The sequence below is a fragment of the Solibacillus sp. FSL W8-0474 genome, from assembly GCF_038004065.1.
Taxonomy (GTDB): domain Bacteria; phylum Bacillota; class Bacilli; order Bacillales_A; family Planococcaceae; genus Solibacillus; species Solibacillus faecavium.
The window spans coordinates 61,938-82,415 of record NZ_JBBOQJ010000001.1; the positions used below are offsets into that span (position 1 = coordinate 61,938).

At 36.1% G+C, this 20,478-nt stretch carries 24 protein-coding genes; 23 read left to right on the forward strand and 1 reads right to left on the reverse strand.

All coding sequences use genetic code 11. From position 1 onward, the window contains the following. Positions 1 to 59 precede the first annotated feature (59 nt). From holB to rsmI, 6 genes are all read left to right on the forward strand, one after another. Entirely contained in the window at positions 60 to 1,064 is a 1,005-nt protein-coding gene (gene holB, locus NYE67_RS00265) for a DNA polymerase III subunit delta' (protein WP_340728870.1), read from the forward strand. Beyond that, on the forward strand, positions 1,057 to 1,872 hold the full coding sequence (locus tag NYE67_RS00270; protein ID WP_191701745.1) for a PSP1 domain-containing protein: 816 nt from the start codon (positions 1,057 to 1,059) through the stop codon (positions 1,870 to 1,872). The genes holB and NYE67_RS00270 overlap by 8 nt, the downstream gene beginning before the upstream one ends. A 23-nt stretch (positions 1,873 to 1,895) precedes the next feature. After that, entirely contained in the window at positions 1,896 to 2,255 is a 360-nt protein-coding gene (yabA, locus tag NYE67_RS00275; RefSeq protein WP_340726594.1) for a DNA replication initiation control protein YabA, read from the forward strand. 87 nt (positions 2,256 to 2,342) lie between these two features. Next, positions 2,343 to 3,092 (forward strand): tRNA1(Val) (adenine(37)-N6)-methyltransferase, encoded by a 750-nt coding sequence (locus NYE67_RS00280; protein ID WP_340726595.1) that lies wholly within the window; start codon positions 2,343 to 2,345, stop codon positions 3,090 to 3,092. Further along, on the forward strand, positions 3,076 to 3,354 hold the full coding sequence (locus NYE67_RS00285; RefSeq protein WP_191701742.1) for a GIY-YIG nuclease family protein: 279 nt from the start codon (positions 3,076 to 3,078) through the stop codon (positions 3,352 to 3,354). The genes NYE67_RS00280 and NYE67_RS00285 overlap by 17 nt, the downstream gene beginning before the upstream one ends. Next, positions 3,335 to 4,207 carry a 16S rRNA (cytidine(1402)-2'-O)-methyltransferase gene (rsmI, locus tag NYE67_RS00290; RefSeq protein WP_340726596.1) on the forward strand — a complete coding sequence of 291 codons (873 nt, stop codon included), beginning with the start codon at positions 3,335 to 3,337 and terminating at the stop codon, positions 4,205 to 4,207. The genes NYE67_RS00285 and rsmI overlap by 20 nt, the downstream gene beginning before the upstream one ends. Positions 4,208 to 4,310: 103 nt before the next feature. On the opposite strand, the gene NYE67_RS00295 is transcribed toward rsmI, so the two are convergent. Next, positions 4,311 to 4,589, reverse strand: a complete 279-nt coding sequence (locus tag NYE67_RS00295; RefSeq protein ID WP_191701740.1) for an AbrB/MazE/SpoVT family DNA-binding domain-containing protein — start codon at positions 4,587 to 4,589, stop codon at positions 4,311 to 4,313. 346 nt (positions 4,590 to 4,935) lie between these two features. On the opposite strand from NYE67_RS00295, the gene metG reads away from it, so the two are divergent. The 17 genes from metG (at position 4,936) to NYE67_RS00380 (ending at position 20,416) form a co-directional block, all read left to right on the forward strand. Continuing rightward, the gene (gene metG / locus NYE67_RS00300) at positions 4,936 to 6,897 is read left to right on the forward strand and encodes a methionine--tRNA ligase (protein ID WP_340728871.1); all 1,962 of its coding nucleotides are present in this window, start codon (positions 4,936 to 4,938) and stop codon (positions 6,895 to 6,897) included. Between the two features lie 242 nt (positions 6,898 to 7,139). Then, positions 7,140 to 7,913, forward strand: a complete 774-nt coding sequence (locus NYE67_RS00305) for a TatD family hydrolase (RefSeq protein WP_340726598.1) — start codon at positions 7,140 to 7,142, stop codon at positions 7,911 to 7,913. Positions 7,914 to 8,147: 234 nt separating this feature from the next. After that, positions 8,148 to 9,347 (forward strand): ubiquitin-like domain-containing protein, encoded by a 1,200-nt coding sequence (locus NYE67_RS00310; protein ID WP_340726599.1) that lies wholly within the window; start codon positions 8,148 to 8,150, stop codon positions 9,345 to 9,347. Positions 9,348 to 9,698: 351 nt separating this feature from the next. Continuing rightward, a complete protein-coding gene (gene rnmV / locus NYE67_RS00315) occupies positions 9,699 to 10,262 on the forward strand; it encodes a ribonuclease M5 (protein ID WP_340726600.1) in 564 nt (187 codons plus the stop codon). Further along, positions 10,255 to 11,142 (forward strand): 16S rRNA (adenine(1518)-N(6)/adenine(1519)-N(6))-dimethyltransferase RsmA, encoded by an 888-nt coding sequence (gene rsmA, locus NYE67_RS00320; RefSeq protein ID WP_340726601.1) that lies wholly within the window; start codon positions 10,255 to 10,257, stop codon positions 11,140 to 11,142. The genes rnmV and rsmA overlap by 8 nt, the downstream gene beginning before the upstream one ends. 140 nt (positions 11,143 to 11,282) lie before the next feature. Next, positions 11,283 to 11,540, forward strand: a complete 258-nt coding sequence (veg, locus tag NYE67_RS00325; RefSeq protein WP_191701734.1) for a biofilm formation stimulator Veg — start codon at positions 11,283 to 11,285, stop codon at positions 11,538 to 11,540. 109 nt (positions 11,541 to 11,649) lie between these two features. After that, entirely contained in the window at positions 11,650 to 11,841 is a 192-nt protein-coding gene (locus tag NYE67_RS00330; protein ID WP_191701733.1) for a small, acid-soluble spore protein, alpha/beta type, read from the forward strand. A gap of 187 nt (positions 11,842 to 12,028) precedes the next feature. Beyond that, positions 12,029 to 12,895, forward strand: coding sequence for a 4-(cytidine 5'-diphospho)-2-C-methyl-D-erythritol kinase (gene ispE, locus NYE67_RS00335; RefSeq protein ID WP_191701732.1), 867 nt, complete (start codon positions 12,029 to 12,031; stop codon positions 12,893 to 12,895). Between the two features lie 71 nt (positions 12,896 to 12,966). Further along, the gene (purR, locus tag NYE67_RS00340) at positions 12,967 to 13,794 is read left to right on the forward strand and encodes a pur operon repressor (protein ID WP_191701731.1); all 828 of its coding nucleotides are present in this window, start codon (positions 12,967 to 12,969) and stop codon (positions 13,792 to 13,794) included. Between the two features lies 1 nt (position 13,795). Beyond that, entirely contained in the window at positions 13,796 to 14,170 is a 375-nt protein-coding gene (locus NYE67_RS00345) for a RidA family protein (protein ID WP_191701730.1), read from the forward strand. 281 nt (positions 14,171 to 14,451) lie between these two features. Continuing rightward, on the forward strand, positions 14,452 to 14,751 hold the full coding sequence (spoVG, locus tag NYE67_RS00350; protein WP_340726603.1) for a septation regulator SpoVG: 300 nt from the start codon (positions 14,452 to 14,454) through the stop codon (positions 14,749 to 14,751). 233 nt (positions 14,752 to 14,984) lie between these two features. Next, positions 14,985 to 16,355: a bifunctional UDP-N-acetylglucosamine diphosphorylase/glucosamine-1-phosphate N-acetyltransferase GlmU gene (gene glmU / locus NYE67_RS00355; protein WP_340726604.1), complete on the forward strand. Its 1,371-nt coding sequence runs from the start codon at positions 14,985 to 14,987 to the stop codon at positions 16,353 to 16,355. Between the two features lie 26 nt (positions 16,356 to 16,381). Further along, positions 16,382 to 17,341: a ribose-phosphate diphosphokinase gene (locus NYE67_RS00360; protein WP_191701727.1), complete on the forward strand. Its 960-nt coding sequence runs from the start codon at positions 16,382 to 16,384 to the stop codon at positions 17,339 to 17,341. Positions 17,342 to 17,504: 163 nt separating this feature from the next. Continuing rightward, a complete protein-coding gene (locus NYE67_RS00365; RefSeq protein WP_340726605.1) occupies positions 17,505 to 18,158 on the forward strand; it encodes a 50S ribosomal protein L25/general stress protein Ctc in 654 nt (217 codons plus the stop codon). Between the two features lie 122 nt (positions 18,159 to 18,280). Then, a complete protein-coding gene (locus NYE67_RS00370) occupies positions 18,281 to 19,492 on the forward strand; it encodes an MFS transporter (protein ID WP_340728872.1) in 1,212 nt (403 codons plus the stop codon). A gap of 72 nt (positions 19,493 to 19,564) precedes the next feature. Continuing rightward, on the forward strand, positions 19,565 to 20,128 hold the full coding sequence (pth, locus tag NYE67_RS00375; RefSeq protein ID WP_340726607.1) for an aminoacyl-tRNA hydrolase: 564 nt from the start codon (positions 19,565 to 19,567) through the stop codon (positions 20,126 to 20,128). 60 nt (positions 20,129 to 20,188) lie between these two features. Continuing rightward, complete coding sequence (locus NYE67_RS00380; protein ID WP_191701723.1) at positions 20,189 to 20,416, forward strand: anti-sigma-F factor Fin; 228 nt, start codon at positions 20,189 to 20,191, stop codon at positions 20,414 to 20,416. The last annotated feature ends 62 nt before the right edge of the window (positions 20,417 to 20,478 follow it).

A 20,478-nucleotide genomic window follows, 5' to 3' on the forward strand; every position in this document is an offset into this window, starting at 1 on the left:
TTGAATTGTACATAGGACCATTCAAATAAAAAGAAGCAGTAAATGAAAAGGTGAAGGAAATGACACGAACTATTGAAGAGCTTACGAAGCTGCAGCCCGTAGTAATGAAGCAATTACAAACCATTGTAGAAAAAAATCGTTTAGCACATGCCTATATTTTTGAAGGTGAAAAAGGTACGGGCAAACGAGATGTCGTCTCTTTTTTTATGAAACTTCTCCTTTGCGGAAATTTGTCAAAAAATGTTCCATGTGAAACATGTCGAAATTGCAGACGTATTGATTCGGGAAATCATCCGAATATTTGGCAAATAGAGCCAGATGGTCAATTTATTAAAATTGATCAAATACGGGAATTAGTTGCTGAAGTGAAAATGACAGGTGTAGAGGAAGGGAAGAAAATTTATGTTCTGCATCATGCAGACAAATTAAATATTGCCTCTGCCAATATGCTTTTAAAGTTTTTAGAAGAGCCAGATGGACAAGTTGTGGCAATTTTATTAACAGAGCAAATTCAATCTATTATTCCTACAATTCGTTCACGTTGTCAGCATATTAAATTTGCAAAAGCTCCCCGTATTAATTTAATGGAGCAGCTCATAGAACAAGGGCTTACAAAATCTATGGCATCGACAACAAGTATGGTAACGAATGATATTGATACAGCTTTTGCACTAGCAAATGATGAGCAGTTTGTACTTGCACGGAAAACAGTGTTAAAATTAGTAGAGATTGTTCATCAAAATATTCATGAAGCTTTATTATTCCTTCATGAAGAATGGCTTCCATTATTTAAAGAGAAAGAAGAAATGGAGCGGGCACTGGATTTATTGTTATTTGCGTATCGTGATATTGTTGCGATTAAAGCAAATCAACAAGCTGTGTCTACGTATCCCGATATGTATCAACGATTTAATGAGATGGCTTTAGTATTGACGTATGAAAAGTTATCGAGTCAAATGCAGGCAATATTACAAGCCCGAACAAACTTAAATCGTAATATGAATCGTACGTTATTGATGGAACAGCTTATGCTGAATCTTCAGGAGGGGTATACATTTGTATAATGTAGTCGGAGTTCGCTTTAAAAAAGCGGGTAAAATATATTATTTTGATCCAGCAGCATATATTTTGGATGTTGGAGAATATGTCATCGTAGAAACTGCACGCGGAATTGAATATGGCAAGGTAGTAGTGCCCATGCGACAAGTCGGGGAAAATGACGTTGTTTTACCATTAAAGCAAGTTGTTCGACCTGCAGATGAGCGTGATCGTTTTCAAGTAGAAGAAAATACATTTGAGTCAAAGCGGGCTTTTGATTTAGCGAATACGAAAATAATTGAACATTCGTTAGAAATGAAGCTCGTGGACGTAGAATATACATTTGATCGTAATAAAATTATTTTTTATTTTACAGCAGAGGGACGTGTAGATTTCCGAGAACTAGTAAAAGATTTAGCTAGTGTTTTCCGTACACGTATTGAACTTCGCCAAATAGGTGTTCGTGATGAAGCCAAATTACTTGGCGGAATAGGTCCTTGTGGAAGAATGCTTTGTTGTTCGACATTTTTAGGAGATTTTGAGCCAGTGTCAATTAAAATGGCAAAGGATCAAAATTTATCATTAAATCCGACAAAAATTTCCGGGCTATGCGGACGTTTAATGTGCTGCTTAAAATATGAAAATGATGATTATGAAATTGCAAAAGAAGGTATGCCCGACATTGGTGATCTATCTATGACACCAGAAGGAGAAGGCAAAGTCATCGGATTAAATGTATTAGAGCGACTTATTCAAGTATATTTAACGAAGCAGGAGCGTATGGTTGAATATACGCTTGAAGAGCTCATGCAGTATGAGAAAAATCTGATATAGATAGAATTAATGGGGTGGCTTGAGTGAAGGACCGTAATTTTTTAGATACTGTTATGGAGTTCGAACAACAGCTTGAATCAATGCAACAACAATTTAGCGCACTTAAGCAATTTGTTGCGCATATGATGGAGGAGCATCAGACGCTTCAAACAGAAAACCTTCACCTACGTACGCGTTTAGAGGAACTATTGGCGAATGAAGCGATTGCAAGTAAACAAGTTGAAGAGATAAAAAAGGAACCCGTAGATATTGGCGAAGGTTACGATAATTTAGCAAGGCTTTATAACGAAGGTTTCCACGTATGCCATGTGCATTTTGGTAGCTCGCGTAAAAGTGAAGATTGTTTGTTCTGTCTATCATTTTTAAATAAACAAAATGGTTAAAAAAAAAAGGCTGAATCTGCAAAAGTAGATATCAGTCTTTTGTTTAGGTAAGAATTTATAAATAGTAGTTATGTGGAGGATTGTGATTTGGAACAATGGTTAAAGAATGATGAACGACTGGACTATTTGCTTGCTGAAGATTTAAGAATTATTCAAAGTCCATCAGTCTTTTCGTTTTCATTAGATGCAGTATTATTAGCACGCTTTGTGCAAATCCCAAAAAGTAAAGGTCATATAATTGACCTTTGTTCGGGAAATGGAGTAATTCCGCTATTTTTGAGTGCTCGAACAAAGGCAAAGATTACAGGAGTAGAACTGCAACCTAGATTACATGACATGGCAACTCGCAGCATTGCCTATAATGATTTATCACATCAAATAGATATGCAATTGGGAGATGTAAAGGAAACACCACAAACATTGGGAATCGAAAAATACGATGTAGTTACATGTAATCCGCCGTATTTTTTAGCACACGAACTAAGTGAAAAAAATACGAGTGAACATTATGCGATTGCGAGGCATGAAATCCATTTAACACTAGACGAGGCAGTAGAAGCGGCAAGCCGTTTATTAAAGCAAGGTGGCAAGGCGGCTTTTGTGCACAGACCAGGTAGACTTTTGGATATTGTGACAGCAATGCGGGCAAATCGTTTAGAGCCGAAGCGAATTCAATTTGTCTATCCGAAACATGGGAAAGAAGCCAATACGCTATTAATCGAAGCGATAAAAGATGGTAAGCCTGATTTGAAAATTCTTCCTCCATTATACGTATATAAGGATGATAACGAATATACGGCAGAAGTGAGGGCACTTTTATATGGAGAAGGAAAATAAACATTATTTTTATGTGTTAGAGTGCAAAGATACATCATTCTATGCAGGTTATACAAACAATCTAGAGAAGCGTATTGCTGCCCATAATGCAGGTAAAGGTGCTAAATATACGCGCGCACGAGGTCCTGTAAAATGTATTTACTATGAAACCTTTACAACAAAGGAACAAGCGATGTCGGCTGAATATGCATTCAAACAACTTAAACGTTCTCAAAAAATTGATTATATTAGGAGGGCTTCAGATGAAATCACAGAAAAGTAGTCAACATGAGCAAGGAAGCTGCCTGTACTTAGTAGCCACACCAATTGGCAATTTAGAAGATATGACTATGCGAGCATTACGAATTCTAAAAGAAGTGGATATTATTGCTGCAGAAGATACGCGAAATACGAAAAAGCTATGTAATTACTATGATATACAAACACCGCTTATCAGTTATCATGAGCATAATATAGAAGTAGGTGGGGAGAAGTTATTGGGCTATTTGCGTGAAGGGAAATCCATCGCATTAGTAAGTGATGCGGGTCTACCGTGCATTTCAGATCCTGGTGCAGATATTGTAGTGAAAGCAATTGCCGAAGATTTTGCTGTCGTACCTATCCCAGGGGCAAATGCAGCATTGACCGCCTTGATTGCATCAGGCTTATCCCCTCAGCCCTTTTATTTCTTTGGTTTTTTAAAACGGAATAAAAAGGAACGTCGAGAGCAACTGGATAAATTATCGAAACGACAAGAAACGCTAATTTTTTATGAAGCACCTCATCGTTTAAAGGAAACTTTGAAAGATTTACAGCTTGTTTTAGGAAATCGTCAAATTACATTGGCACGTGAACTAACAAAGAAATTTGAAGAGTTTTTACGTGGGACTATAGAGGAAGCGATAGTGTGGGCAAGCGAAAATGAAATTCGAGGGGAATTTTGTATTGTTTTGGAAGGTAACACTGCTGATGAAATAGAAGATGAGGAAGAAAGCTATTGGACAAACATGTCTTTAGAAGAACATGTCTTTTATATAATAGAGGAAACGAAAGTTTCTTCAAAAGAAGCAATTAAAGAAGTAGCTAAATTACGCAATTTACCTAAACGCGATGTATATCAAGCATATCATCAATAAAAAAAGCATTGAAAAGTCATCTTACTTTTCAATGCTTTTTTCGTTTGGTAAAATAATACTTTATATTAGAAAAGTATCATTTACTTAGAAAATTTTTATTCACTTACTTTTTTAGGTTTGATTGGATTTCTTTCATTAATGCTTCTGCACCTTCAGAAGACAAGATTAATTTACCGCCTACTAAGCGCATGTTTTCATCAGAAACTTCACCAGTTACTGCACATGTCATGTTAGGCATATATTTTTTTAAGATAATTTTGTCGTCGTCTACGTAGATTTCTAAAGCATCCTTTTCTGCAATACCTAATGTACGGCGCAATTCAATTGGAATTACCACACGACCTAATTCGTCTACTTTACGTACGATACCTGTTGATTTCATAATTAATATTTCCTCCTATATTCTTAATTAACTTATTTAAATTTCGTCAAAATTCGACATTTACCTTGTCTATTTAGAATCATACCAACTAATACCATAAACGTCAATTAATTAGCATTCATAATTTCTTCGTTTGAGAAACTTTTTTGTCATATTTGTACTATAATGTGCAGATATGAAAAATATTTACCAAAAATTTTTTGCAATAGTCAAAAAGCTTTAAGAAATTCCCAATTTTGTGTGTTGATTTTTCGACATGTTGGGATTCCGATAAACTTTCATTGAAACAAGTTTCGTACTTGGTTAGAATAAAGATTATACTTAACAAACAAATGGAGGCACTTTCGTGAGTGAACAACAAACATTTTATATAACAACCCCAATTTATTATCCAAGCGGTAAGTTTCACATCGGTACCGCCTATACAACGGTTGCATCAGATGCAATAGCGCGGTATAAGCGTTTAAAAGGTTTTGATGTACGCTTTTTAACAGGTATGGACGAACACGGTCAAAAAATACAGGAAAAAGCGCAAGAGTCTGGTATGCACCCACAAGATTACGTAAACGAAATTGCAGAGAGTGCAAAGAAATTATGGGATACTATGGATATTTCCTATAATGACTTTATTCAAACTACTGAAAAGCGCCATGTTGATGCAGTCGAAAAGATTTTCCAAAAGTTTTTGGATAATGGCGATATTTATATAGGTGAATACGAAGGGTTATATTGTGTGCCTTGTGAATCTTACTATACTGAGACGCAATTAATGGACGGAAAGTGCCCGGATTGTGGTCGGGGTGTTCAAAAGGTAAATGAAGAATCTTACTTCTTTAATATGAAAAAGTATGCAGATCGATTACTTGCTTATTATGAGGATAATTTAGAATTTATAGAACCTGAATCTCGAAAAAATGAAATGATTAATAACTTCATTAAACCGGGATTGGAAGATTTATCGGTTTCTCGAACATCATTCGACTGGGGTATTAAAGTACCAGGAAATCCGAAACATGTTATTTATGTTTGGGTAGATGCTTTATCGAACTACATTACTTCATTAGGGTATGGTTCTGACAATGAAGAGTTGTTCAATAAATACTGGCCAGCCGATGTCCATGTAGTAGGTAAAGATATCGTGCGATTCCATACGATTTATTGGCCGATCTTCCTAATGGCCTTGGAGTTGCCTTTACCGAAAAAGATTTTTGCACACGGTTTCATTATGATGAAGGATGGCAAGATGTCGAAATCTAAAGGAAACGTTGTCTATCCAGAAATGTTAATCGAGCGATATGGTCTAGATGCGACACGCTATTTCTTATTACGTGAATTGCCATTTGGTCAAGATGGTGTCTTCTCACCAGAATCATTTGTGGAACGTACAAACTTTGATTTAGCAAATGACTTAGGAAATCTTTTAAATCGAACTGTTTCAATGATGAACAAGTATTTTGATGGAGAAATTCCTACTGAAAACTTACAGGAAACGGAATTTGATGCAGCTTTAAAATCACATGCTGAAAGTGTACGTATTAGATATGAAGAAAGTATGGAAAAAATGCAATTTAGTGTCGTACTTTCGGAGATTTGGTCACTTGTATCACGTACAAATAAGTATATTGATGAAACATCTCCTTGGGTATTGGCAAAAGACGAGGCGGATAGAAATAAGTTAGCTGCTGTAATGAATAATTTAGCAGAAAGTTTACGTCATATTGCAGTGCTGATTCAACCGTTTATGACAAATGCACCAAAGCAAATTATGGAGCAATTAGGACTAGATGATAAATTATTAGCATGGGACACAATTGAAACATTCGGCAATGTTATTCCAGGAAACATTAAAGTGGTAGAAAAAGGAACACCAATTTTCCCACGTTTAGATGCGGAAATTGAAGTGGGCTATATTCGTGAACAAATGCAAGGCTCTGTAAAAACAACAGAACAAGAAGAATCTACAAGTGTAGAAGCACCTAATACAGAAGAAATTTCAATAGACGATTTCATGAAAATTGATTTAAGAGTTGCGACAGTATTAGCTTGTGAACCGGTTGCAAAAGCGAAGAAGCTGCTAAAGTTAAAAGTGGACTTAGGTTATGAGCAACGTCAAGTTGTTTCAGGTATTGCTGAGCATTATAAACCAGAAGAATTGGTTGGTAAAAAAGTAATTGTAGTAGCAAATTTAAAACCGGTTACATTGCGTGGAGAATTATCTCAAGGTATGATTTTAGCGGGCTCGCACGATGGCATATTAACATTGGCAACTGTCGATCCTAAATTGGCAAACGGTGCACAAGTGAAGTGATTTAAATGGAGTCTGTTGGACGAATGATGTTCAACAGGCTTTTGTATTTTAATCCGCTATAAAGTATATTGATATAATATTTTGTTGAGAGAAATAGTTAATTCTATAGTTATTTGGAATTATAATTACTATTTTTGAACAGGTAATATAACAAGGGGTTTTATTTTTGTAATTTGAATGTAATAATACTGAAAACTAAGAAATATGTTCACTGAGTACAATACACGATAGGAGAAATGATGATGAGCACATATATCGATACACATGTCCATTTAAACGCAGATCAGTATGAGGAAGATTTACATGAGGTAATTGACCGAGCAATTGCTGCAAAAATAGAAAAAATGGTTGTTATCGGCTTTGATAAAAAAACAATAGAACGAGCGATGCAACTTATAGAAGAGTTTGATTTTATTTATGCCGTGATTGGTTGGCATCCAGTAGATGCAATAGATTGTACAGATGAATACTTAAATTGGATTGAACAACTTGCAAAACATCCTAAAGTAGTTGGGATTGGTGAAACAGGACTGGATTATTATTGGGATAAATCACCGAAAGATATCCAACAGTACTGGTTCCGAAAGCAAATCCAACTAGCAAAAAAACTTAATTTGCCAATTATTATTCATAACCGTGATGCAACAGGAGATGTTGTTCGCATTTTACATGAAGAAGATGCAGCAGCTGTGGGTGGTATTATGCATTGTTTTGGTGGGAGTGTTGAAACTGCCCGTGAATGCATAGACATGAACTTTATGATTAGTTTAGGAGGACCTGTAACATTTAAAAATGCGCGTCAGCCAAAAGAAGTAGCCACTGAAATACCATTGGAACACCTATTAATAGAAACAGATGCTCCGTATTTAGCACCTCATCCTTACAGAGGGAAACGAAACGAACCTGCGTACGTTACTTTAGTCGCGGAGGAAATTGCACGACTTAAGGAATTACCAGTGGAAGAAGTTGCCTTAAAAACGACTGAAAATGCAAAGCGCTTTTTTAAAATTGATTAATAACCATGAAGTAAAATTGCAAAATAAATAATCCAAAAAAATATTTATCAAATTGATGGAATACTTATTTGGATTATTTTTTATTTGGAATTGATTAAAGTTTTAATACGTCTCCAATACTAGTTGTGTCACGAGTTTAAATAAAACACCCAATTTTACAAAAATTCATTTCTATTGACAGTACGAAAAGTAGTCGCGTATAATCCAACTTTGTATTAAGGAGGCGTTATTTTCATGTCAAATCAATCCATGAAAAGCCAGTTCTTAGGATCATTGAGGAGTAAGCAAACAGGAATTCGGGTTTTATCGGTAGTCCTGTTTGTATCTGTAATTGCATTCGTTCTTTATCATGGAACGAAAACTCCCGTTACGCTTATTGCAAACGGTGAGACATCAAAATTATACACACACGCAACTACGGTTGATGAGCTACTTACAGCTCAAAATATAGATTTAACTAATTATGATAAAGTATCACCCTCACTGAGCACCAAGATTGATAGTGGAATGTCAATCGAATGGGAACAGGCAAAAGAAATAGTAATTTCAGTTGATGGAAATCAGTCAAAAGTTTGGACAACTGAAAAAGTAGTGAAGAACATTTTGGAAGAAGCAAATATTGAAGTAACAGAGCAGGATCTTGTATCACAAAGCTTAGATACAGAAGTAGGAGCCGATAACAAAATCGATATTCAAAAGGCGTTTCAGTTAACGCTTGTCGATGGCACAAAAGAGAGACAAGTATGGTCCACTTCGACTACGGTCGCTAACTTTTTAAAACAACAAGAGATTCAACTAGGTGAATCGGATCGTGTCGATAAAAATTTGGAGGACGTTATCACTCCGAATGATAAAATCGCAGTTGTTCGCGTAGAAAAGGTTACCGATGTAGTGGAGGAATCAGTAGATTTCCCAATTGAAAGAAAAAACGATTCTTCGTTATTGAAGGGTAAAGAGAAAGTTGTAACAGAAGGTAAAAAAGGTAAAGTCGAGCGTACGTATAATATCGTGAAAGAAAACGGTAAAGTTGTATCTAAAAAGGTAGCTTCTGAAAAAATAATTGACCAACCGAAAACAAAGGTTTTATCAGTAGGTACAAAAGTTGTAACTGCAAAAGTATCACGTTCTAGTGAACCGAAGTCAGGAAAAGAGTTTTATGTTGAAGCAACTGCATATACACCACACTGCACAGGCTGCTCAGGTATATCAGCAGCTGGTCTTAACCTGCGCGCAAATCCAGATATGAAGGTTATTGCGGTGGATCCTCGTATTATCCCATTAGGCACAAAAGTTTGGGTTGAGGGCTATGGTAACGCGGTAGCTGCAGATACAGGTGGAGCTATTAAAGGTAATAAGATTGACGTTTTAGTACCAACAAAATCTGAGGCATATAACTGGGGACGTAAAAAAGTACGTCTTAAAGTATTAAAATAATATCCCGTAAATTAAACAAATAGAAATGTGTTTGTTAAAGAATATTCTTATCATCTGTTAGTCGCCACAGCTCTTGGCTTTTTGGAAGTTTTACAGTAATTTTCAATATAGGGGTTTGGATTAGTAGAGATAAAGTATATTCTATAAAATATTATTCCAAAATGTATAGTAGCTTTCTCGCTTTTTGACTGATAGCGAGGAAGCTTTTTTCGCTGTATTGGAAATAATCAAATGTAGGATTCAGAGTTGTACGGGGGATATGTGCTTTAGCTCAAATAGTAAGTACAGAAGTAACAAAACGCATTCTATGGTAAAATAGCGAAAGACTATGTTAGAAAAGAGGAACATTTCTTGGATATTCAAGAGATTATTGTTGTCGAAGGAAAAGATGATACAACTGCAATTAAGCGTGCGACAGGTGCAGATACAATTGAAACAAATGGCTCAGCAATTTCGGATGAAGTATTACGTAGAATTGCACATGCGCAAAAGAAACGAGGCGTCATCGTTTTTACTGACCCGGATTACCCTGGACGCCGAATTCGTGCCATTATTGAAGAGCGTATCCCCGGAGTAAAACATGCATTTTTAGCAAAGGCAAAAACCATTGCAAAAAACGGCAAAGGTTTAGGGGTTGAGCATGCGAGTGATGAAGATATTCGTGAAGCATTAAGTAATGTATATACATTAGCTGAATCACAAATTGATGAGAAAATTACATTGGAAGATTTAATGATAGCCAAACTGATAGGTCACCCCCAATCGAAAAAGCGACGTGAACAGTTAGGGGAAATTTTAAATATAGGAATGACAAACGGGAAGCAATTGCATAAACGATTAATGATGTTTCAGATTTCAATCGAGCAATTCGCAGAAGCCATTTTGCAATTAGATCAGGAGGATATGCATGTATAAAGACATTGCCACACCGGTACGTACTAAGGAAATTTTAGAGAAGTACGGATTTTCATTTAAAAAAAGTTTAGGACAGAACTTTTTAATAGATCCCAATATTTTACGAAACATTGTTAGCCATGCGAATTTAACAGAAAATAGTGGGGCGATTGAAGTCGGTCCTGGTATTGGTGCATTAACAGAGCATTTAGCGCGGGAAGCCAAGAAGGTTGTATCGTTTGAGATTGACCAACGACTGTTGCCAGTATTGGAAGATACGCTCAGCCCTTATAATAATGTAAAAATTGTTCATTCAGACATTTTAAAAGCAGATGTAGAACAAGTAATTGCTGAGGAAATGCCGGGCATTGAAGATATAATGGTTGTAGCAAATTTACCTTATTACGTTACAACACCAATTTTAATGAAACTTTTGAATGATCGTTTACCTATTCGTGGCTTTGTGGTCATGATGCAGAAGGAAGTAGCGGACCGTATTACCGCAAAACCAGGTACGAAAGCGTATGGTTCATTATCCATTGCAATTCAATATTACGTAACTGCAGAAATTGCCATGATTGTACCGAAGACGGTATTCATGCCACAGCCTAATGTAGATTCTGCGGTTATTCGACTTATAAAACATGAAACACCGCCAGTTAAAGTCATTGATGAAGACTTTTTATTCGAAGTTTCTCGTGCATCGTTTGCACAACGTCGCAAAACGATTTTAAATAATTTACAAAACGGACTTGTAAATGGGAAACAAAATAAAGAGCTCATTATTCAAGCTCTAGCAGAAGCGGGGATTGATCCAAGTCGCCGTGGCGAAACGTTGAGTATTCAAGAATTTGGAAAATTATCAGATTGCTTACATCCAGCCTTTTGTGTTCGACAATAATGTGAATGTAGAGTTGAAAAAACTTCAGAAAAACTTCAGAAAAAAGTTGACGGCTTCGAATAGCGGTGATAAAATATTATATTTTATTGACATTTAAAATACACTGTGTTAAACTGGTTTATAGTGAGGTGTATGCAAAAATGCCAAAAACGTTAGCAGACATTAAAAAATCATTAGATAGTCACTTGGGTAAACGTTTGCAATTAAAAGCAAATGGAGGCCGCAAGAAAACGATTGAATGTGAGGGTGTCTTAAGTGATACTTATCACGCAGTGTTCGTTATCGAACTAAAGCAAGAGGATAATGCGAATAAACGCGTCTCTTACAGTTACACAGATATACTTACTGAAGCAGTAGAGATTACTTTTTTAGATGATGCTGTTGCTACCATCAAATAGTTTTTCTAGTACTTATTTTAATATTTTTTAAAAAAGCGCTCATTTTATATGAGTGTTTTTTTATTTTTTACACATGCTAAGTGCGTCAACGAAAAGGGAGGTTTTTTGCATGGCGAAACAAAAAATCATGTCTAGCCGTCTAAAGGAAGAGATTGCAAAAGAACTTGGATTTTATGACGTAGTGGAACGTGAGGGTTGGGGCGGTATTAAATCCCGTGATGCAGGAAACATGGTAAAGCGTGCAATTGAAATGGCCGAGAATAACTTAGCCAAACAGAACTCGCAGAACAACCAAAAGTAAGTTGACGAAAAGTGACACCCTTAAGCAAGGTAATCCTTGCGAGGGTGTTCTTTTTATAAGTTGAAATATGCGTAAAAAGTATCTACTTTAGTACATTGCTCAAGCACGTCGTATGTTAAAATAGGTATATTAATAAATTGATTACGTAATTAAAATTGCGTGCCTTATCTAGTAGGAGGAATTTTCAATGTTGTATGTAAAAGCACCCGCTAAAATTAATTTAACACTCGATGTGCTTTATAAGCGTCCAGATAATTATCATGAAGTAGAGATGGTTATGACTACGGTTGATTTAGCTGACCGGATTGGACTCGAGACGCGTAAAGACGGACAAATTAAAATTATCTCGGCCGATAATTTTGTGCCGGATGACCAACGTAATTTCGCTTATCAAGCGGCTGAGCTAATTAAAAGTACATACGATATTAAAGAAGGCGTCGACATTTCAATTGAAAAACAAATTCCAATTGCGGCAGGTTTAGCTGGCGGAAGTAGCGATGCAGCTGCTACGTTGCGCGGTTTAAATGAGCTTTGGAATTTAAATTTATCTTTAGACGAGCTAGCTGAACTAGGTTCGAAAATTGGTTCCGATGTATCGTTCTGTGTATACGGTGGTACGGCCCTAGCAACTGGGCGCGGAGAAAAAATTCAGGAACTAACAGCACCCCCAACTTGTTGGGTTGTATTAGCAAAGCCGAAAATTGGCGTTTCTACTGCAGATGTATATGGTGGATTAAATATTGAAGGTTTAAATCATCCAAATACAAAACAAATGATAAAAGCTATTGAGACGGATGATTATGAATTAATGTGCCAGTCGCTTGGAAATGTTTTGGAAACTGTAACATTTAAATTACATCCAGAAGTAATTACGATTAAAGAGCAGATGCAACGCTTTGGTGCTGATGCCGTACTGATGAGTGGCAGTGGTCCGACAGTGTTTGGCCTAGTCGAAAATGAAGCACGTGTTAGTCGCATTTACAATGGATTAAGAGGTTTTTGTGAGGAAGTATATGTAGTTCGTATGTTAGGGGAACGTAATCCACTTGCATAAATACGTATAATTATGGTAATTTGACTATTAAATATTCGTATTTTAATTATTAATGTTTAGGAGAGGGTCGCATGAAATGGAAGCGTAGTGAACGCCTTGTAGATATGACTTATTATTTACTTGAGCATCCACATCAGTTGATCCCGCTAACTTATTTTTCTGAGCTTTACAGTTCTGCAAAGTCTTCGATTAGTGAAGATTTAACAATTGTAAAGGAAACATTTGAAGAAAAAGGAATCGGGTTATTGACAACCGTACCTGGCGCAGCAGGTGGTGTTAAATATATTCCTAGAATGGCGGAACATGAAGTTCGTCAAATTACTAGGGAATTAATTGCTGAATTAAGCCAATCAGATCGTCTACTTCCTGGTGGGTATTTGTTTATGACGGATTTATTGGGAAATCCTGAGTTGATGAATCGTGTAGGGAAAGTATTTGCGAGTGCATTTGGTGACCAAAAAATTGATGTCATCATGACAGTTGCAACAAAGGGTATTTCAATTGCCCATGCGATTGCAAGACATTTAAATGTGCCTGTAGTCGTAGTCCGTCGTGACAGCAAAGTAACAGAGGGTTCAACTGTAAGTATAAATTATGTATCAGGATCTTCCCGTCGTATTCAAACTATGGTTTTATCTAAGCGTAGTATGAAAAGCGGCCAGCGCGTATTAATTACCGATGATTTTATGAAAGTCGGAGGTACGATGAATGGAATGAAAAACTTACTAGAAGAATTTGATTGTGAACTTGCAGGTATTGCTGTCTTAGTCGAAGCAGAACATGCAGATGAAACACTAGTAGGAGACTATTATTCATTAGTAAAGCTACAAGAAGTAAATGAGAAAGATCGCACTATTGCATTAAGTGAAGGTAATTTTTTTCAAAAGGGGAGAAATTAGTATGAAAACAGTATCAACAACAAATGCACCTGCAGCAATCGGACCATATGCACAAGGGATCGTCGTAAATAATATGTTTTACTCTTCAGGTCAAATCCCACTTACAGCATCAGGGGAACTAGTAGAAGGCGATATTGAAGTACAGACACATCAAGTATTTGAAAACTTAAAGGCAGTTTTGGCTGCTGCAGGTTCGTCTTTAAATCAGGTTGTAAAAACAACAGTATTTATGAAAGACATGAATGATTTTGCTGCAATGAATGAAGTGTATGCAAGTCATTTTGGCGATCATAAACCAGCACGGTCGGCAGTAGAAGTTGCGCGGCTTCCGAAAGATGTACAAGTTGAAATTGAAGTTATAGCGTTAGTTAAATAATAATACAGCCTACACCTTTACTATAGAAAAGGGTGTAGGTTTTTCTATTTTATAAATATTATTATAGATTTTTTCGTTGAATTATTACAAAATAATAAATAAAACGCAGAATATTTTGTTTATTTTAACAATTATAAAAATTGTAGATAGAAAAAAATTACATTCTATTGTATTCTATGATAAAAGGTGCAATTTAAGTGATTAAATGAATGGAAGAGAAGAAATTCCCTTTTTTTCAGTATTACAAAATGAAGCACCTAAGTATAGGGGGAGAATTCATAATGGAAATAACAGACGTAAGATTACGACGTGTTCAAACAGATGGACGTATGCGCGCAATTGCATCAATTACACTAGATGATGAATTTGTTATTCATGATATTCGTGTAATTGATGGAAATACTGGTTTATTTGTAGCGATGCCAAGTAAAAGAACACCAGATGGTGAATTCCGGGATATCGCACACCCAATCAATTCGAATACACGTAATAAAATCCAGGACATCGTTTTAGAGGCATTCCATGCTTCGGCTGATGAAAATCAGGGCGATGCTATGGAATTGGAAGAAGCAAATGTTTAATAATAAAACTAAGGGGTCACTCATTTGAGGAGGCTCTTTTTTTATTTTTTTGATAAAAATGTTCTATAACAGAAAAAAAGGGAATAATGTCGAAAAAGCCATAATAATTATATATTTTAATCGCATTTAAATATGTGATTTCAAACTTTTGTCAAGTCTGAATACCTTGAAAAGATTGTGAATTTACTATATAGTCATAAGAGAAAATGAGCTGAAAATGGAGGACTTGTAATATGACAAATATTTATGCAGTTGTCTTGGCTGCTGGTCAAGGTACACGAATGAAGTCCAAATTATATAAAGTGCTTCACCCAGTATGTGGAAAACCAATGGTAGAACATGTAATCGACCATATTGGTTCTCTCGATGTTGAACGCGTCGTGACTGTTGTAGGACATGGTGCAGAGCTTGTTCAAGAAACACTTGGAAATAAAAGTGAGTATGTTTTACAAGCAGAGCAACTTGGTACTGCACACGCTGTTCAGCAAGCAGAGCCTATTTTAAAAGGACTTACTGGAACTACACTTGTAGTATGTGGAGATACGCCTTTAATTCGTCCTGAAACAATGCAAGCATTACTAGATCACCATGCTTCAGAAAATGCAAAAGCTACTATTTTGACAGCGGTTACAGATAACCCTACCGGCTACGGACGTATTTTACGTAACGAAGATGGTCAGGTTTCTCAAATTGTTGAGCAAAAAGATGCAACACAGGAGCAACAGCTTGTAAAAGAAATAAATACAGGTACTTACTGCTTTGATAATGAAGCGTTATTTGAGGCCCTAAAGCAAGTGAAAAATGAAAATGCACAGGGTGAATACTATTTACCGGATGTCATTGAAATCCTTCAAAAGCAAGGTGAAATTGTTGCAGCACATGTGACAGATAGCTTTGATGAAACGCTGGGTGTTAATGATCGCTTTGCGCTGTCTCAAGCTGAAGAGTTAATGCGAGCTCGTATTAATGAACGTCATATGAGAAATGGTGTAACGATTATTAATCCGGCAACTACACATATTAGTGCAGATGCGATTATTGGCAGTGACTCTGTTATTTTACCTGGTGTAATTATTGAAGGTAAAACGGTAATTGGGGAAGACTGCAAAATTGGTCCGAACAGCCACATCGTTGATAGCCAAATTGGAAATAAAACTACGATTCACAGTTCAGTTGTGCTAAATAGCCAAGTGGGTGATGAAACGGCAGTTGGTCCATTTGCGCATTTACGTCCGGAATCGTCATTAGGAAACCATGTAAAAATTGGTAACTTTGTGGAAGTTAAGAAAAGCACGCTAGGTGATGATACAAAAGTGTCCCACTTAAGTTATATTGGTGATGCAGAAGTAGGCAGCAATGTAAATATTGGTTGTGGTTCTATTACTGTGAACTATGATGGTAAAAATAAATATAAGACAATTATTGAAGACGATGTATTTATTGGATGCAATTCAAATTTAGTTGCCCCGGTAACTTTGAAAAAAGGGTCATTTATTGCAGCTGGCTCAACAATTACAAAAGAAGTTCCAGAAGATGCATTAGCGATTGCACGTGCTCGTCAGGAAAATAAGCTAGGCTATATGAGTAAATTAAATTCAAAATAAAATTATTTAAAATACAGGAGGCCATCATGCCGTATCAATACGCTGACTCAAAATTAAAAATCTTCTCATTAAATTCAAACAATCCCCTTGCAAAAGAGATTGCTGATGAAATGGGTGTAGAACTAGGGAAATCATCTGTAAAACACTTCAGTGATGGAGAAGTCCAAATTAGCATTGAAGAAAGTATTCGAGGAATGGATGTATTTATCGTTCAATCTACTTCTGCTCCTGTTAATGAACATTTAATGGAACTTTTAATTATGATTGATGCTGTTAAACGTGCATCTGCTCGCACGGTAAACGTTGTTATGCCTTACTATGGCTATGCACGTCAAGACCGTAAAGCAAAAGCGCGTGAACCAATTACTGCTAAATTAGTAGCAAATCTTCTCGAGACTGCCGGTGCAACTCGTGTAATCGTATTAGATTTACACGCACCTCAAATTCAAGGTTTCTTCGATATTTTAATTGACCATTTAGTGGCAGTACCACTACTTGCTGAACATTTCGGTTCTAAAGGATTTAAAGAAGAGGAATTAGTAATCGTTTCTCCAGACCATGGTGGAGTAACACGTGCTCGTAAAATGGCTGAGCGCTTAAAAGCTCCAATTGCCATTATTGATAAACGTCGTCCAAAGCCGAATGTAGCGGAAGTTATGAACATTGTTGGTAATGTAGAAGGTAAAGTATGTATTTTAATCGATGATATTATTGATACGGCAGGTACAATTACGATTGGTGCAGAGGCATTAATTAAGAGTGGTGCAAAAGAAGTTTATGCTTGCTGTTCTCACCCAGTATTATCTGGTCCAGCAATTGAGCGTATTGAAAATTCTTCAATTAAAGAGTTGGTTGTAACAAATACCATTCAATTAAGCGAAGATAAAATTTCTCCAAAAGTTAAGCAATTATCTGTTGCTAAATTAATGGCAGATGCAATCTCTCGTGTTTATGAAAATAAATCAGTTAGTACATTATTTGATTAATAAAATTTGGACAGCTCAGGGATATTATTCCCTGGGCTGTTTTTCTTTTTTGATTGAGATATAACTATTAATTTTTTAAAAAGTCAGATTATTAATATGTTTAATTTCTACAAATGCAGGGTAAATAAACTATTGTATAACTACTTAAGGGGGACGATGGAATATGACTGCAGTTTTAAAAGCAAAAAAGCGCAATACTGGGAAACGTTCGACATTAACCCAACTTAGAAAAGATGGTCAGTTAGCAGGTGTGCTATATGGCTACGAAACAAATACAACGCCGATTTCGTTAGATTATAGAGAAACGGCAAAGGTAGTTCAAACATATGGTACAGCAAGCGTGTTTAAAATTGAAGTAGACGGGAAAAGAGTAAATGCAGTACTTACTGATATCCAACGTGATGCAATTAAAGGTCTTGTAAAACACGTTGACTTCCTTGCTATCAATATGAAAGAAGAGCTTGAAGTAGATGTTCCTGTAGCATTTATAGGAACTTCAGTTGGTGTGAAGGAAGGTGGAGTGTTAACTCAACCGAATCATACATTAAAAGTGAAAGTAAATCCAAGCGATATTCCAGATACTGTAGAAATTGATGTATCCGGATTAGAAGTTGGTGATACGTTATCTGTGGGTAATGTTCGTGATCAGTTTACAGGATTTTCAATAGTACAAGATGACGATTATACATTAGCAACGGTAACACCACCAGCGGCACCAGTTGAAGATGTTAATGCAGATGCAGAAAATGTTACAGCCGATGATGTTGAAGCAACGGGAGAAAAATTAACACCTGAAAAACCAGGTAGAGAAGATTAGCATTTAAAAAAGTCGCCCTATAGGGTGGCTTTTTTTTTGCTTCAAAAAAGCTTCGACATCCGAAAGAAAATCAGTATAATAATATGAAGATGCGTAAATATTAAGAAAAATCAGAGGGATTTATGAGAACACATAATGAAAAGATGAGTATTTATCATGGAATGGCTTCTGCCGTTGCACAAAATACTTCAAATAGCTATATTCCAATATTTGCTATGACCATTCTCGGTGCAACAAATTATCAGGTGGGGTTAATTAGTTCTTTACCACCACTCATTACATTACTAATGACATTACCTGCCGCCATTTTACTGAATCGGTCTATTGAACAAAAAAGGCTTGTTGCTTTTTCTGTATTAGCCGCGCGCTTTGTATTTTTGCTAATTGCATTTGTTAGTTATGTGCCTGGAAGCTTTGGTTCATGGCTGCTTTTAGCATTAATTGCTGCGATGAGTGTACCGAATACGATGGCTAATATGGGGTGGCAATCTTTTATCGGGAATATTATCGAGGAAACACGCAGGGCACAGTTTTTCAGTGATCGTAACAGATTGTTAACAATTGTAGGCTTAATTGTCACACTCACTATTGGCGTTGTTATGAAAGATATGACGGCTAATCAAATAGCTTATCAAATCTTATTTATGTTTACTTTTGTTGTTGGGATTGTAGAGCTCTATTTTTTATTAAAACACAATGAGCCTGTACGAGAACTAAGTTTGGAAAAGAAGCGTGCGATGGATTGGTCCATTTTTAAAAATAATAAGTATGTATTGTTTTTAATTGTTGCCCTTATTTTTAACTTTGGTTGGCAAATGGCATGGGGACTTTTTAATATTTATAATGTACGTTATGCAGGAGCAACTATTTTTTGGATTAGTATGTTCAATGTAGCGAATATGTCGGCACAAATATTCTCCTTTTCATTATGGCGGAAGTGGTCTCAAAAATATGGCAATATGTATGTATTCGTCTGGGTAGCCTTTGGCATGTCGACAGCACCTTTACTAATGGTTTTATCGACAAACCTTTATTATTTAGTAGTAATGTCATTGATTTCAGGGTTATTCGTTTCAGGAACTGTATTAATATTGTTTAATTTATTGCTGGAAAACTCACCACAGGAAGTGCGTACTTATTGTATTACGACTTATAATGTGTTACTTGCCACTATAGCATTTACTTCCCCTCAAATCGGCATTTGGCTCCTCGAAGCATATACGATGGAAGTAGCAATGTATTTATCGACAGTTGTACGTTTTCTAGCAGCGGTAGGCTTTTTCGTGCTGTATATGGTGAGGAAAAAAAGAGATAGTTCGTTAGCGCCATACTAATCGGTGATGCATACGTTCTAAGAGAATGTGTGATAAAATAAAGGCGATTAGAGAAAAAGGATGCGATTACTAGTGAAATTAATTATTGGATTAGGGAATCCAGGGAAACCATATGAACATACACGTCATAATATAGGTTTTGATGTGATTGATGAATTAGCAAATCGGTGGAATGCACCATTAAACCAGACAAAATTTAATGGCATGTATGCAACGGTTCATCGTCCTGAAGGAAAAGTCATTTTATTGAAGCCATTAACATATATGAATTTATCAGGAGAAAGTGTAAGACCTTTAATGGATTATTTTGATATAGAAATTGAAGATATTATTGTTATTTATGATGATTTAGATTTAGAAACGGGTAAACTAAGATTACGCAGCAAGGGAAGCGCTGGTGGTCATAATGGGATTAAATCTTTAATACAGCATTTAGGTACACAAGAATTTAATCGAATCCGTGTCGGTGTGAATCGTCCTCCTGCAGGCATGAAAGTGGCTGATTATGTATTATCGAAGTTTTCAAAAGATGATCAGCCTATAGTAAAAGATGCTATTGATAAGAGTTGTGATGCAATTGAAACAGCATTAACAAAGCCATTTTTGGAAGTGATGAACAAATTCAACGGCGCATAAATTAATTAAATGATGGCTATACTTTAACATACATAAGTGTTTTAAAGGAGGCCATGGGAGATGCCTGTACGCTACCTATGTAGACATTGTAAGGTAGAGATTGGTACTTTACCTTTTGAGGCGGAAGAGACAATTCAAAAACTTCATTTATTTGAAATAGGTGAAATAGATGATTATCTTGAAAAAAACGAGCGTGGAGAAACGACAATTCATAGTATTTGTGAGCACTGTGAAGATTCCTTGCGTCAGTTCCCAGATTATTATGCGCTTAAAAAATGGTTACAGTAAAGGAGTTGCTTTGGTCGCATACAGTGCGCCAAGGCTTTTTCCGTTTCTATATCCACTTACTT

Coding starts and splice junctions, on each gene's coding strand:
- holB (WP_340728870.1), top strand. CDS start 60: ATGACACGAACTATTGAAGAGCTTACGAAGCTGCAGCCCGTAGTAATG.
- NYE67_RS00285 (WP_191701742.1), top strand. CDS start 3,076: ATGGAGAAGGAAAATAAACATTATTTTTATGTGTTAGAGTGCAAAGAT.
- rsmI (WP_340726596.1), top strand. CDS start 3,335: ATGAAATCACAGAAAAGTAGTCAACATGAGCAAGGAAGCTGCCTGTAC.
- NYE67_RS00295 (WP_191701740.1), bottom strand. CDS start 4,589: ATGAAATCAACAGGTATCGTACGTAAAGTAGACGAATTAGGTCGTGTG.
- NYE67_RS00305 (WP_340726598.1), top strand. CDS start 7,140: ATGAGCACATATATCGATACACATGTCCATTTAAACGCAGATCAGTAT.
- NYE67_RS00310 (WP_340726599.1), top strand. CDS start 8,148: ATGTCAAATCAATCCATGAAAAGCCAGTTCTTAGGATCATTGAGGAGT.
- rsmA (WP_340726601.1), top strand. CDS start 10,255: ATGTATAAAGACATTGCCACACCGGTACGTACTAAGGAAATTTTAGAG.
- veg (WP_191701734.1), top strand. CDS start 11,283: ATGCCAAAAACGTTAGCAGACATTAAAAAATCATTAGATAGTCACTTG.
- NYE67_RS00330 (WP_191701733.1), top strand. CDS start 11,650: ATGGCGAAACAAAAAATCATGTCTAGCCGTCTAAAGGAAGAGATTGCA.
- ispE (WP_191701732.1), top strand. CDS start 12,029: ATGTTGTATGTAAAAGCACCCGCTAAAATTAATTTAACACTCGATGTG.
- purR (WP_191701731.1), top strand. CDS start 12,967: ATGAAATGGAAGCGTAGTGAACGCCTTGTAGATATGACTTATTATTTA.
- NYE67_RS00345 (WP_191701730.1), top strand. CDS start 13,796: ATGAAAACAGTATCAACAACAAATGCACCTGCAGCAATCGGACCATAT.
- spoVG (WP_340726603.1), top strand. CDS start 14,452: ATGGAAATAACAGACGTAAGATTACGACGTGTTCAAACAGATGGACGT.
- glmU (WP_340726604.1), top strand. CDS start 14,985: ATGACAAATATTTATGCAGTTGTCTTGGCTGCTGGTCAAGGTACACGA.
- NYE67_RS00360 (WP_191701727.1), top strand. CDS start 16,382: ATGCCGTATCAATACGCTGACTCAAAATTAAAAATCTTCTCATTAAAT.
- NYE67_RS00365 (WP_340726605.1), top strand. CDS start 17,505: ATGACTGCAGTTTTAAAAGCAAAAAAGCGCAATACTGGGAAACGTTCG.
- NYE67_RS00370 (WP_340728872.1), top strand. CDS start 18,281: ATGAGAACACATAATGAAAAGATGAGTATTTATCATGGAATGGCTTCT.
- NYE67_RS00380 (WP_191701723.1), top strand. CDS start 20,189: ATGCCTGTACGCTACCTATGTAGACATTGTAAGGTAGAGATTGGTACT.